This window comes from Shinella zoogloeoides, from assembly GCF_022682305.1.
GTDB lineage: Bacteria > Pseudomonadota > Alphaproteobacteria > Rhizobiales > Rhizobiaceae > Shinella > Shinella zoogloeoides_B.
Map to the genome: position 1 here is coordinate 1,294,451 of NZ_CP093528.1, position 12,155 is coordinate 1,306,605.

General features: G+C 58.9%; 13 protein-coding genes, 1 tRNA gene and 1 other annotated feature. Of the genes, 4 read left to right on the forward strand and 10 right to left on the reverse strand.

The features are described 5' to 3' along the window. The first annotated feature begins 156 nt into the window (after positions 1-156). Together MOE34_RS06610 and MOE34_RS06615 are read left to right on the forward strand one after the other, a co-directional pair. Complete coding sequence (locus MOE34_RS06610) at positions 157-429, forward strand: hypothetical protein (RefSeq protein WP_242222079.1); 273 nt, start codon at positions 157-159, stop codon at positions 427-429. A 211-nt stretch (positions 430-640) separates the two neighbouring features. After that, positions 641-871, forward strand: coding sequence for a hypothetical protein (locus tag MOE34_RS06615; protein WP_242222081.1), 231 nt, complete (start codon positions 641-643; stop codon positions 869-871). Between the two features lie 332 nt (positions 872-1,203). Here MOE34_RS06615 and MOE34_RS06620 read toward each other — a convergent pair. The 4 genes from MOE34_RS06620 to MOE34_RS06635 all read right to left on the reverse strand — a co-directional run bounded on the left by MOE34_RS06620 (position 1,204) and on the right by MOE34_RS06635 (position 5,223). Beyond that, positions 1,204-2,435 (reverse strand): IS3 family transposase gene (locus MOE34_RS06620; protein ID WP_129567183.1). Its coding sequence is split into 2 segments (ribosomal slippage): positions 1,204-2,144 and positions 2,144-2,435, totalling 1,233 coding nucleotides; the frame shifts between segments, so codons are not numbered across the junction. Next, positions 2,035-2,151: a sequence feature (AL1L pseudoknot), on the reverse strand. It overlaps the preceding gene by 117 nt. 349 nt (positions 2,436-2,784) lie before the next feature. Next, positions 2,785-4,404 carry an IS66 family transposase gene (gene tnpC, locus MOE34_RS06625; protein WP_242220763.1) on the reverse strand — a complete coding sequence of 540 codons (1,620 nt, stop codon included), beginning with the start codon at positions 4,402-4,404 and terminating at the stop codon, positions 2,785-2,787. A 76-nt stretch (positions 4,405-4,480) separates the two neighbouring features. After that, on the reverse strand, positions 4,481-4,825 hold the full coding sequence (tnpB, locus tag MOE34_RS06630) for an IS66 family insertion sequence element accessory protein TnpB (protein WP_112700979.1): 345 nt from the start codon (positions 4,823-4,825) through the stop codon (positions 4,481-4,483). Further along, positions 4,822-5,223, reverse strand: a complete 402-nt coding sequence (locus MOE34_RS06635; protein ID WP_242220761.1) for a transposase — start codon at positions 5,221-5,223, stop codon at positions 4,822-4,824. The genes tnpB (MOE34_RS06630) and MOE34_RS06635 overlap by 4 nt, the downstream gene beginning before the upstream one ends. Positions 5,224-5,646: 423 nt before the next feature. On the opposite strand from MOE34_RS06635, the gene MOE34_RS06640 reads away from it, so the two are divergent. Together MOE34_RS06640 and MOE34_RS06645 are read left to right on the forward strand one after the other, a co-directional pair. Next, positions 5,647-6,300 carry a recombinase family protein gene (locus tag MOE34_RS06640; protein WP_242222083.1) on the forward strand — a complete coding sequence of 218 codons (654 nt, stop codon included), beginning with the start codon at positions 5,647-5,649 and terminating at the stop codon, positions 6,298-6,300. 178 nt (positions 6,301-6,478) lie between these two features. Further along, positions 6,479-6,712: a DUF6429 family protein gene (locus tag MOE34_RS06645; RefSeq protein ID WP_108523402.1), complete on the forward strand. Its 234-nt coding sequence runs from the start codon at positions 6,479-6,481 to the stop codon at positions 6,710-6,712. Here the strand turns inward: MOE34_RS06645 and tnpC (MOE34_RS06650) are convergent. The 6 genes from tnpC (MOE34_RS06650) to MOE34_RS06675 all read right to left on the reverse strand — a co-directional run bounded on the left by tnpC (MOE34_RS06650) (position 6,693) and on the right by MOE34_RS06675 (position 11,975). After that, a complete protein-coding gene (tnpC, locus tag MOE34_RS06650; protein ID WP_242218822.1) occupies positions 6,693-8,393 on the reverse strand; it encodes an IS66 family transposase in 1,701 nt (566 codons plus the stop codon). The genes MOE34_RS06645 and tnpC (MOE34_RS06650) overlap by 20 nt on opposite strands. 45 nt (positions 8,394-8,438) lie before the next feature. Next, positions 8,439-8,792 carry an IS66 family insertion sequence element accessory protein TnpB gene (gene tnpB, locus MOE34_RS06655; protein WP_037436657.1) on the reverse strand — a complete coding sequence of 118 codons (354 nt, stop codon included), beginning with the start codon at positions 8,790-8,792 and terminating at the stop codon, positions 8,439-8,441. Then, the gene (tnpA, locus tag MOE34_RS06660) at positions 8,789-9,160 is read right to left on the reverse strand and encodes an IS66-like element accessory protein TnpA (protein WP_242220772.1); all 372 of its coding nucleotides are present in this window, start codon (positions 9,158-9,160) and stop codon (positions 8,789-8,791) included. Before tnpA ends, tnpB (MOE34_RS06655) begins: the two co-directional genes overlap by 4 nt. 22 nt (positions 9,161-9,182) lie before the next feature. Beyond that, positions 9,183-10,049, reverse strand: coding sequence for a DUF2971 domain-containing protein (locus MOE34_RS06665; protein ID WP_242222085.1), 867 nt, complete (start codon positions 10,047-10,049; stop codon positions 9,183-9,185). Beyond that, complete coding sequence (locus tag MOE34_RS06670; protein WP_242222087.1) at positions 10,018-11,796, reverse strand: hypothetical protein; 1,779 nt, start codon at positions 11,794-11,796, stop codon at positions 10,018-10,020. The genes MOE34_RS06665 and MOE34_RS06670 overlap by 32 nt, the downstream gene beginning before the upstream one ends. Before the next feature lie 103 nt (positions 11,797-11,899). Next, positions 11,900-11,975: transfer RNA gene (locus MOE34_RS06675), tRNA-Val, on the reverse strand. Between the last annotated feature and the right edge of the window lie 180 nt (positions 11,976-12,155).

Below are 12,155 nucleotides of genomic sequence, written 5' to 3' on the forward strand. Positions count from 1 at the left end.
ACTGCCGGTATTTATAGATCGGGGTCGGGCGACCGATTGACGTCACGTCGCTGCCGCGAGATCACGCTGGCCGTTCTGCATTTCGCCTAATCCCATTCTCATTCATCCGATCTTGCCGGACCCTTGGTCCGGCGCAGGCCCGCAGGACCGTCAGCCATGAGCAAGAAAACGAAACTGGAGCATTCCGAGCTTTCGGGAGAATTCACCGAAGACGGAATCACGGTCCTCGTCGACATCTCCCGCCCCGCCGGCACGCAGAACGACTGGAAGCTGGAAGTCATCACCCAGAACGAAGACCTCTTCGAATGGGACGAGCCCTTCGCCACAGACCGCGAGGCCTTCGACGAATTCCTGGCGACCGTCGCAAGGGACGGAATCGGCTCGTTTCTGGAAGAGATAGAGGAAGACGACGCCCCGACGACGCATTGAGGTACGAGCCTGCCGCAGGCAGGCTGAAATGACAAAAGCCCCGCTTTTGCAGGGCTTTACATATATTCTTGAAGAGAAAATGGTGGGCGATGAGAGACTCGAAGTCGCCTATCCTCTAGAATCCTCACTGAAAACATTTAGCTTTTCGGCGTGGCGTTTCGGAAAACCATAGCAGTGAAACCTAACAGGTTCAACCTATGGAGACCGACTTATGACCACCAATTCCTTCGACGCCATCTACAAGCCATCCGTCGCTGAAACCGTCCACATGCTGAGGAACCCACAGCTTGCCATCGGATGGGCGCTTGAACACCTCCCGCACCAGATGGTGGAATTCTTCACAGAGTGGAAAGCCCACGAGGACGAATACCTCTGGTCCATCAACATGACGGCCTGGGTGGAGTCCACTCGGGACGACGAGACCCCTGAAGAAGCCGCTTAATGCCGCACTAGCTTGGTGTGGAACTCGGAGGGGCGGCGCATTCTGCCCCTCCCATATTGCGACCTTGGGAGAGTATCTTGTCCAGCAATCGCCCACTTCACGCCTACCTCGACGCAGGCCGGTACATGATGGCCATGTCCACCGAGTTTGAGCTACCGATTTCCATATGGGTCACGTACCTGGGAGCCGCCATCTGGTCCGAAAGGCGTATTGGAGAAGTCCCGATGAGCCTTGAAGAGCTTGCCGCCAGAACCGGAAAGACACCTCAGGCGACATCTGCCCACCTTCGATACTGAACCGCGCCGAGTTTACCGGAGACCGTTTGGTTTAAGTTATGCGGCCATGGCTGGCGCGTCCAGCATGGCATGGTATCGTTCTTCTGCCTCGGCTGGCGGTATGTTGCCGATGGGCTCCAGAAGGCGTCGGTTGTTGAACCAGTCCACCCATTCGAGTGTGGCGAACTCCACGGCTTCGAAGTTGCGCCATGGTCCCCGGCGATGGATGACCTCGGCTTTGTAAAGGCCGTTGATCGTTTCGGCGAGAGCGTTGTCATAGGAATCACCGACGCTCCCGACAGACGGCTCGATGCCCGCCTCCGCCAGCCGCTCAGAATAGCGAATCGACACGTATTGCGAGCCGCGGTCGGAATGATGAACCAGCCCGCCCCGTTTGACGGGCCGCCGATCATGAAGTGCCTGCTCCAGAGCATCGAGGACAAAGCCCGCATGGGCAGTCCGGCTTGCCCGCCAACCGACGATACGTCGGGCAAAGGCATCGATCACGAAGGCCACGTAAACGAAGCCCTGCCAGGTCGCGACATAGGTGAAATCGGATAACCACAGCATGTTCGGCGCGGGAGCCTTGAAGTGGCGATTGACGCGGTCGAGCGGACACGGGGCAGACTTGTCCGATACAGTGGTTTTGATCGGCTTGCCACGAATGATGCCTTGAAGACCCATCATTCTCATGAGCCTTGCGACGGTGCAGCGAGCGATATCGAAGCCTTCTCGCTGCAACTGTCGCCACACTTTCCGCACGCCATAGACCTGGAAGTTCTCGTTGAACACCCGGCGTATCTCGACTTTCATAGCCATATCGCGCCGGGCGCGGGCCGATAGGCGACCCACGTCCGTGCGCTTGGCGACGACTTCATAATAGGTGGACGGGGCAATCGGCAGCAGCCTGCAGATCGGCTCGACCCCGAGCACCGAGCGGTGTTCGTCGATGAAGGAAATCATCGCTTCATTGGGCGGTCGAGCTCCGCCATCGCAAAATACGCAGAGGCTTTGCGCAAAATCTCGTTGGCCTGACGAAGCTCGCGGTTCTCCCGCTCCAGAGCCTTCATCTTCTCGGCGACGTCACTCGGCAGGCCAGCTCGCTTGCCGCTGTCCACCTCAGCCTTCTTCACCCATTCATTGAGCGTATGCGCCGAGCAGCCGATCTTGGCAGCTATGGAAGACACGGCCGCCCACCGCGAAGGATGCTCTGCTTCATGCTCGACAACCATTCGAACGGCGCGGGCGCGCACTTCGGGAGAAAACTTGTTCGTCGTCTTGCTTGTCATAGACCCTACTTCTCACAAGTTGGGGTCTCCGGCAAACCCGGTGCGGTTCAATCATTATGTATTTTTAGAGGGGTGGTCCAATTCTCAGGTATCCCCAGGACGTGGCAAATCTCCATGCGCTGCGCAAACAACCATGAGGTGACTTTCCTCTTGGAGCGTCCTCCTGTGAGGCGTTCCAATACGTGATTCATTGCCCTCTCAGCTTCATGGTGGCAACGGATCACGGCCCCGATGTCATCTCCTTCAAGCAGGGCAGGCAGTAGTCTCTTTGCGTCAATCGTGTGCTGTACAGTTGACTGGCCTATGTCCACGCTTTGTGTCTCTCTTGGCATCGTCTGGTCGTAAGCGGTCAGCCGATGGCGTCAGGCTTGAAGTTCCATGGCATAAGCGCCTCGATATCCGCTACCGGCCAGCCTTGAGCGATGCGGGTCAAGGTCTGGGATAGCCAGTTCAGCGGATCGACGCTGTTCATTCTGCAGGTCTGCAGCAAGGTGGCCAGCGTGGCCCATGTCCGTCCACCGCCCTCACTTCCGGCGAACAGACTGTTCTTTCTCGTAATTGTTTGGGGCCTGATCGCGCGTTCGACTATGTTGGAGTCGATTTCGATACGGCCGTCCATCAGGAAGCGTTCGAGGGCCTCACGCCGCGTGAGCGCGTAGCGGATCGCCTCAGCAGTTTTGGATTTTCCCGAGACCTTACCCAGCTCCTTTTCCCACAGCTCGAAGAGGCTGGTGACGATGACCGAGGACGTTTCCTGACGGCGGCGGGCTCGGGTGCCGGCGTCCTTGCCGCGAACCTCGTCCTCGACCTTCCACAGTTCGGTCATGGCGACGATGGTGTCTGTCGCCGTCTGCGAGACCCCGCTGATGTGCAGGTCGTAAAACTTGCGCCGAAGATGAGCCCAACAGCCCGCCAGCTGGATCGTCTCGTTGCTCCCGGTCTTGGCCCGCGCCTTGGCCAGGTTGCTATAGGCCGAGTAACCGTCGACCTGCAGGATGCCGCTAAAGCCGGAGAGATGCCGCGCCACGCACTCGGCGCCTCGGCTGTCTTCAAACCGATAAGCAACCATCGGCGGGCTGGTTCCGCCGTAGGGTCGATCATCGCGCGCGTAAGCCCAAAGCCAGGCTTTCGTCGTTTTCCCTGAGCCGGGCGCCAAGGTGGGCAAGGTCGTTTCGTCGGCAAAGACCCTTTCGCCCTCTTTGACCCGCTCGAGGATATAATCGGCGCAGATCTGAAGCTCGAAGCCCAGATGCCCCATCCATTGGGCCATCAAATTCCGGCTGATCTCGACGCCGTCGCGCAAATAGATCGCCTCCTGGCGGTAAAGTGGAAGACCGTCGGCGTATTTGGAGACGGCGATATAGGCGAGCAGCCGCTCCGTCGGCAGGCCGCTTTCGATGATGTGTGCCGGCGCCAGGGCCTGGATCACGCCGTCGCGTGCCCGGAAAGCGTATTTGGGGCGGCGCGTCACGATGACCCGGAACTTCGGCGGCACGACATCCAGCCGTTCTGAGCGGTCTTCCCCGATCAGAACCTTCTCCAGCCCCGCGCACTCGGCGGGGACGTCCGGTTCGATCACCTCCTCGATGCGTTCGAGATGAGCGGCAAAGCCCTTGCGCGGACGCGGGGCGCGTTTCGGCTTGTCACCGGAAGCGCGATCAAGTTCGCTCTGGATCGCCGAAAGGCCGGTCTCGATCTCCTCGAAGGCAAAGGACACTTGCTCGTCGTTGACGGCCAGGCGCAGCCGCTCGGAACGCGTGCCATGTTGGGTGCGCTGCAGAACCTTCAGGATCGATGTGAGGTTGGCAATCCGCTCGTTGGCGCTTTTCTCGACCGCTTCCAGTCGGGTGATCTCGGCTTGTGCCGCGACAAGCCGAGCCTCGTTCGCAGCCCGTTCCTCGGCCATCGCTGATATCATCGCTTTCAGCGCATCGACGTCGTCCGGCAGGTCGGGAATGGGCAAAACCATGGGAGGCAATAGAGCACAAAAGCAGCCGTTTTCCCAACCATTACAGCGACATGATTCATCTTGCCGCAGGCCGATATCAGCCCGTCAGCAGCGGTCGCCGAACCTTGGCCGGACGGATCTTCTTCCAATCCATTCCAGCCAGCAGCGCCATTAGTTGCGAATGGTCGAGACGCACCCGCGCCGCCGATATGCCCGGCCAGCAGAAGCTGTTCTCTTCCAGGGTTTTCGAATAGAGACAGACCCCGCTGCCGTCCCACCAGACGATCCGGACACGGTCCGCCCGTTTCGATCTGAACACGTAAAGCGCGCCATTGAACGGGTCGAGGCCGCCTTCCCGCACCAGCGCCATCAAGGATGCGGCCCCCTTGCGGAAGTCGACCGGCTGGCACGACACGTAAACCACAACGCCGGAAGCGATCATGCCTTGCGCACCGCGCCGATAATTCCCGCCAACTGATCCGGATCAATATCCCCGCGCACCCGAACAACGACATCACCCAGAACGATCTCTACGGTCGCGCTGCCGCCCGTCTCAAAGCGCGCGAACTTCACCGGCTCGCTTTCCGACATGGTTCGATCGCCCAATGGCGCCGTCAATGGCGCCAGCGCCCCCGAGGAAAGTGCCTTCCTGCGCCATGCGTAGAGTTGCGACACGTCCAGTTCATAGGCGCGTGCAACCTCCGCCACCGTCCCTCCCGGCGAAAACGCTTCCGCCACAAGCCGCGCCTTCTCGTCATCAGACCAATGCCGCGGCGAACGTCGCGACGGCGTCGCCGTCAAAACTTCGAAGGTCCGAACCTGATTCACCTTGTCGCTCATATGACTCTCCGCATGACTCATGCAGAAAATGAGCTTCCACCGACAAACGCGCTACGTGGGTTTGCCTAACCGCTTACGTCTGGTCTGTGAGTTTGGTCACTTGAAGTCCTCCCTAACCCATGGTCGATTCTCAATACCATCGATCGCTTTAAACGTGCCGTCAAACAAAACATGAACGGAGCGTCGTCACCGGATCGCCGCAAAGGGTGCCTCGCGCGACATCTCCAATTTACGTGGCAACGCGGCGGCTTCCCCCCTCCACCCTCAGGCCCCGGCAGCATGGTGCCCAGACCGGAGGGGCGATCCATGAAGCACAACACCGGGGCACCCTCCGGACCCTTCGAAACTACCTGTAACATCCACAACCAACGTTGACATTGGATATTTGATGATTCAGAATCCTCTCAATACCCGGAGAGGCGCATGAAACGGTACGTCATCTATACGCGAGTGAGCACGGCGGAGCAGGGCAAGAGCGGCCTGGGTCTGGAAGCGCAAGAGAGGGACATCCATCTCTTCCTCCAGAACTTCTCGGAGACGCCCTGGGAGATCATCGGGGAGTTCCAAGATGTTCAATCTGGCAAGGTGGACGACAGGCCAGAACTCATGAAGGCCCTGCAATTGGCCCGCAAGGAAAAGGCGGAGCTACTTGTGGCAAAGCTGGACCGCTTGAGCCGCGACGTGGAGTTCATCGCCAGGGCCATCAAGCAGGCAACTATCCGGGTGGCCTCAATGCCCCATGCGGATAACTTCCAGCTTCATATCTATGCGGCCCTCGCAGAGCAGGAGCGGGAGTTCATCTCGAAGCGCACGAAGGCGGCTCTCCAGGTGGCGAAGGAGAGGGGCCGGCAACTGGGTGGCCTCCGTGACAAGACCATGAAGCGCAATGAGGCGATCCAGGAGAAGGCCAGGGCGGAGGCCGAGAAGGCCATGAAGATCGTCGGACCATTAAGAAGCGCGGGGCAGACCCTTGCTGCGATTGCCGGGACGCTTAATGACATGGAGGTGAAGACTTCAAGGGGAGGCCAGTGGACGGCCATGCAGGTAAAGAGGGTCTTGGACCGGACGGCGGCATAGTCTCTTAGAGACTGCTTGCAGTGAGTCCGAACGTGCCTTCGAGCTTACTAACGCCCAGTAGTTCGACATTAGGATATTTTTGCGCCAACGATGCTAGAGCAGCCCTGTCTTCAGAAGAAGTGTATCCATCCGAGGAGGGCCGCGGGATTTTGGGCGCCGCGCGTGGTAACGTCGGTTCATGGAGATCGATGAGGACAAGATCGACGATGCCGTCTTGGCGCTGTTATGGCTGACGCTGCATAACGAGCGTTGTGCCTGGAAGGGCTTCGACTGGGCAACGACGGATCGGCTTCACAAGAAGGGCTTGATCGGCGACCCTGTCAACAAGTCGAAGTCATTGATCCTGACCGATGAAGGCTTGGAGCGTTCGGAAGCGTTGTTCCGGGAGCTGTTTACGCGGCCGCCGCAATAGCCGTCCCTTTGTGTGTCTTCCATTGCCAAGGCAGCAGTTCGTGCAGGCGGGAGACGGGAAGATCGGCGATGCGAGCGAACACATCGGCGAGCCACGCTTTTGGGTCGACGTCGTTGAGACGGCAAGTCGTGATCACGGAGAGCATGATGGCGGCTCGATCGGCCCCACGCTGGGAACCGGCGAAGGTCCAGTTGCGGCGCCCGAGCGCAATTCCTCTCAGCGCGCGCTCGGCGGCATTGTTCGTGAGACAAATCCGGCCATCTTCCAGGAAACGGGCAAACCCATCCCAGCGCTTCAGCATGTAATCGATCGGCTCGATCACCTCGGACGATTTGCTGAGCGTGGCGCGCTCCCGTTTCAGCCACTCGTGCATGTCATCGAACAGCGGCTTGCTCTTTTCCTGCCGCGCGGCCAGTCGTTCTTCGGCGCTCAATCCATTGATCTGGCGCTCGATCTCGAACAGCGCGTCGTAGCGTTGGACGGCCTCCAATGCGATCGGCGAGATCGGCTTTCCTTTGCGTTTGCGGTTACGGGCACTTTTCTGGATGTCGGCCAGTTCAAAGAATTTGCGCCGCGCGTGCGCATGACAAAAGGCGAAGGTGATCGGTACCGCTTTCTTTTCGGCGACACTGAGCGGCTCGAAGCCATTGTAACAATCACTCTGCAGAATACCGCCATACTCGGCCAGGTGCTTCTGCGGGTGCTCGCCGCGGCGGTCGCTCGACGCATAGTATATGGCCGCCGGCGCTGCCGCGCCGCCGTAGGGTCGATCATCGCACACGTACGTCCATATTCGCCCGGTCGTGCATTTGTCTTTGGCCTGGATGGGAATGGTGGTGTCGTCGCCAAAAAGGCGCTCGGCCGCGAAGACATGCGCCTCGATCAGATCAAAGATCGGCAGGAGCGCGGCTGTGCCATACCCGACCTGGTCGGCCAGCGTCGAGGTCGAAAGCTCGATGCCCTCACATTTGAACCGGGTGCTCTGGCGGTTGAGGGGGCTATGCATACCAAACTTGTCAAAGAGGATCGTCGCCAGCAGATGAGGACCGATGAAGCCGCGTGGCGTGGCATGGAACGGCGCCGGCGGCTGGCTGATCGCCTCGCAGTCTCGGCAGGTAAATTTCTCCCGCACCGTCTCGATCACTTTGAACCGGCGCGGAACCTCCTCGAGCGTCTCAGTGACGTCCTCGCCCAGTTTCGACAGGCGCGACCCGCCGCAGCATGCACAGGTGACTGGGGGATCGATCACCACGCGCTCACGCTCGATATCCTCCGGCCACGGCTTTCGGACCGGCCGTTTGCGCGTGAACGACCGCACGCTCGAGGTCTTGGCGGCAGCCGCCTGCGCTGCGGCTTCATCTTCCGTCGCCGCCATCACCAGTTCTTCGAGCTGCAATTCCATCTGGTCGATCAGGCGCGCCGTGCGCTCGGATCGCCGGCCGCGCAGTTCCCGCTTCAGCTTTTCGATCGCCAGTTCCAGACTGGCAATCAAGGCCTCACTGTCCGACAGCATGGCCTGCGCATTGGCGGCTTGCGCCACTGCCATGTCCCGCTCGGCGACGACGGTATCGCGCTCGGCGACAACGACGTCGCGTTCAGCCTGTAACATCTCGCGCTCGGAAAGCAGCGCCAGATAGGCGTTCGCAAGGTCCGCAGGAAGATCCACAGGCTTCGAAGTCATGAAGCCATTCGATCAGATTCACTCAATATTTTCAATGCAATAATGCTATCCGACCCGTGTCGGACGCCAGGTTTCCTGCGGATTGCGCCAGTCGATCCCGGACAACAAATAAGATAATTGCGCCGGTGAGATCGCTACCGCGCCGCCCTCCATATTCGGCCAGATAAACCGGCCCTTCTCCAGGCGCCGCGTAAAAAGGCAGGCGCCCAGACCATCATGCCAGATGATCTTCAATATATCCGATCTGCGCCCCCTGAAGACGAAGAGATGCCCTGACAACGGATCATGCTTCAGCACCTCCTGCACCCGAAGCGCCAGGGAGGGAAAGCCACAGCGCATGTCCGTATACCCCGTCGAAAGCCAGACCTTGACCCCTGTTCCCATCGGAAACGGATTCACCGCAGCGCCTCCAGTCCGCGCAGGATCCGGAGCAGCGCTTCAACGTCGACATCGCGGTCCACAATCACACGGCGACCATTCGCGCTGACAACCTCCATCCGGCTGGCGTTCGGCAATGACCCTGCTGCTGGCTCTACCTCTGGCACAAGTAGCGCCGGGACAAAGCCACCGACAGGAGACCCAACATCCAGTTGCCACACTCGTGCGAGCCGGCGCCATTCATATAACTGAGAACGCGATATTCCATGTCGCCGCGCCGTCGTCGCACACAAGCCAGGTTCCGAATAGCTCTCGGCGACAATCTGGAGCTTCATCTCTTTGCTAAATCGACGACGCCGACCCGTGTCGACAATCTCAACTCGATCCATAGCCGCACTGTCCTTTTTGACGTCAATAAGGACAGTCAGTGCCAGATCCGGCAATTCCTACAAGGCGGCCCACCTCGGATGCGTACGAAGAAGTTCGGAGACCAAAAATGAGGCCGTCTAGCTCGTTACGCCCAAATGGAACGTCTTCGTACATTTCACCAGGGCGCCTCCCGCCGCCGCTATTCAGACGCCACTCCTCCTCATAGGCCCATGTTTTCGATTTAGTGTAGACGGCTCTATCCATTATCCCGGCCTTATCGAGAGTTCCTACGCCTGCAAAGATGTCTGCGATTTGCTCTTCGCTCACAAGCGGCGGCACCTCGTCTACATAATTGATCGGCTGTGCAGCGCCATACGGACTATCAAAGGCCGGGATAGAGCGAAACCGAAGGACAACACCCCTGTGGGAGTCCGCATAGTGAGTCCACATCAGACTGTTATCGAGCCGCACAGTCATGCAAAGTATTTTAAGGTCTTCCAATATCTTTGCGGCATCTTTGTTGACCTCGGGGAGGACCCGAAGCATCCGTGAAAAGCCTTCTTCAAACGCTGGCCCGAATTTATTGAACAATTCATCCTTGCTCATTGTGACGCTAGTGCGAAGGAGCTTGAAAAGTGCTCCCAAAGGATTCTGCGGATCGGGGTCGCGCCTTCCTTCATAGACGTCCCAAAGGCGCTCCAATGCCAGAGATTTGACTGTCTCTTGGTTGGCCGTAATCTTCATGTCGAACTGAACATCAAATGGATCATTGAAGAGGGACGGTGCGGACCATCTAAGTGTACGGCTTTCAAGTACGATCTTCGCTGTAGACGCCGACATATATTTGTAGAAATGGAGGCGATCATTACTCCAGCTTTCAGGCCGAACGTGGACTGTTTGGTATTCCATCCCTATCGCCTCCTATCTTCTTGAGGTGCAATATGTCCGGCACCTTGTCCATTGCAGCGGCAAGTCCCGGCAACATTAACTCACTCTTCCCGTACAGATCACGCGATTTCCCGGAAGCTCGTCCGGTTATGTACTCTCGCGCCGAATCGGGCATGCCGGCCAGAGCGCAAAGGTCTTCAAAGAAGTGACGCCATCCGTGGTTCGGAGACAACTCCGTCCTCTTGATGCCCACCTTGTCGCGAACCCATTCCGACATGAGCGGCTGGATGCGCTGACTCTCGAAGAGAGGACCCTTCCCGACACGCTGAACGAACTTCATGAAACCCTCAAGCTCAAGGGACGGATGGACGGGAATGCGCCGCTGACTAGAGGCCGTCTTCAAGCTCCGTCTTCCGGATGTAGACACCCGGAAGAACCACCGCCCGTCCACCTGGAAGAAGTCCTCCGCCGTCAATTGGCCAGCCTCTTCGATACGCATGCCCGTGTAGGCACATATCCATGGCAACCACCGCCTCCGGTGCTCTGTCTCCTTGGAGGCGGCTTTGAGCACCGTCACAGCCTCGTCAATGCGGTACGTGCGGGCGTCACTGTCGAGCATCACAAAGTCGAGCTTTTCGAGCCCTTCGAGCGGGTTTCCATTCGGGTGGAAGTCATCACGTAGCAGGCGACGCCCCCACCTTATGATTGTGGAAATGCCCGCCACCTTGCCGTTGATGGTGCGGTTGCTGAGGTCTCCCTTGGTCTGCATTGCGGTTCGCCACCGCTCTGCCTCATCCCGCGTAACCGTCCGCGCGTCCGTGGAGGCGGGCTTGGATAGACCCTGGGACCTACGCCAGTCGGCAAACTCTTCGCCATGCTTGGAGTACTTGCGCACCGTCGCTTCGGGGAAAGGCTTGGCGTCCTTCCCGAGCGCCCTCCGTGCTTTCTCCGCATCCACAATGCCCGTGAAGGTGAATTTGGTGTCTACCTTTTCCGAGCTACCGCGTGTCTTTGGCGTAGCAACGAATGCAGGCGCGGCCTTAAGCTCCCTCACATCGTCGTATATCCCGCCGCGCATTGCTTCCAGACCGCGTTCGGCCGCACCCATAAGGCGGGCCATCTCCAGGTTTACCAGCCGCCGTGTCTCGGAATCGACATCGAGCCCCTTAGAGGCGAGCGCCGCGTCCGTGTCCGCTCCGTGGATAGCTTCCAGCGTTGCCGCCAAGGCGGGTGCGAGGACCGCCCTCATGCCTGGATATTTCTCAAGCAGCCGGAAGGCGAGTGATGAGCGCCGCTCACCATCCTTTGTCCGCAGAAGGACCTGGAGGTCCTTTGCAAAGGCAGCGCGTTGGGAGGACTGCATACTCCGCGTCATCTCAGACCAAGCGGCATCGTTCCCAGGAATTGATTCTGGAAGGTTTCGCGGGGAGGGGGTAGAGAATGGATCATCCTCGTGGGCCGAGAGGAACGCCTTGGCGTGGTCTGCCGCGAGGGCCATTTGCTGCTTAGGGGAAAGCGCCTGGGGGCCGTCCCTCAAGAGCGTAGTCCAGGATGCGAGCCTCTCGTCCCACAAGGTCAACATGCGGCGGTAACTTACCGCTGCTTCGTCGCGATCCGCGTGGCCTGTGGACTTGGCGAATTCCTGACTTCTCCCCAGGTCGCGGACGCCAAGGGCGAGGAGGCGGCCGCGTTGACGCCAAAGTTCCTCAGGGATTCGGAATCGTCCCTGCCAAATATCAGAGCTTTTACGCTTGAAGAGTCCCCGCATCAGTCGCTGTCTACCAGACATTCCCGTAGCACATTCCCATAGCAGTCCGCATTGACGGAAACCACGGGAAACGCTAAGGTTTTGGAACTGCTTTGGAAAAAAGTGGTGGGCGATGAGAGACTCGAACTCCCGACATCCTCGGTGTAAACGAGGCGCTCTACCAACTGAGCTAATCGCCCGCCGCGTTGGTGGCTGTGATCTATGCGGAACCGGATCGAACCGCAAGAGGCAATCGCAAAGTTTTTTGCATTTTTTTGAATGGCCCCATGAAGATGGACAAGGGTGTGGAAACATTTCGGCCCGCGTCATTCTTTTGTCTTGAAACCTGCTTGACACCCAAACACGAACCCCGTAGTTAG

Bases quoted from the DNA above. Each gene is read 5' to 3' on its own strand.
- MOE34_RS06640 (WP_242222083.1), top strand. From the start codon at position 5,647: ATGAAACGGTACGTCATCTATACGCGAGTGAGCACGGCGGAGCAGGGC.
- MOE34_RS06645 (WP_108523402.1), top strand. From the start codon at position 6,479: ATGGAGATCGATGAGGACAAGATCGACGATGCCGTCTTGGCGCTGTTA.
- MOE34_RS06665 (WP_242222085.1), bottom strand. From the start codon at position 10,049: ATGGAATACCAAACAGTCCACGTTCGGCCTGAAAGCTGGAGTAATGAT.
- tnpC (WP_242220763.1), bottom strand. From the start codon at position 4,404: ATGGTTTTGCCCATTCCCGACCTGCCGGACGACGTCGATGCGCTGAAA.
- MOE34_RS06615 (WP_242222081.1), top strand. From the start codon at position 641: ATGACCACCAATTCCTTCGACGCCATCTACAAGCCATCCGTCGCTGAA.
- MOE34_RS06635 (WP_242220761.1), bottom strand. From the start codon at position 5,223: ATGAGCGACAAGGTGAATCAGGTTCGGACCTTCGAAGTTTTGACGGCG.
- tnpA (WP_242220772.1), bottom strand. From the start codon at position 9,160: ATGGATCGAGTTGAGATTGTCGACACGGGTCGGCGTCGTCGATTTAGC.
- MOE34_RS06610 (WP_242222079.1), top strand. From the start codon at position 157: ATGAGCAAGAAAACGAAACTGGAGCATTCCGAGCTTTCGGGAGAATTC.
- tnpC (WP_242218822.1), bottom strand. From the start codon at position 8,393: ATGACTTCGAAGCCTGTGGATCTTCCTGCGGACCTTGCGAACGCCTAT.
- MOE34_RS06670 (WP_242222087.1), bottom strand. From the start codon at position 11,796: ATGCGGGGACTCTTCAAGCGTAAAAGCTCTGATATTTGGCAGGGACGA.
- tnpB (WP_112700979.1), bottom strand. From the start codon at position 4,825: ATGATCGCTTCCGGCGTTGTGGTTTACGTGTCGTGCCAGCCGGTCGAC.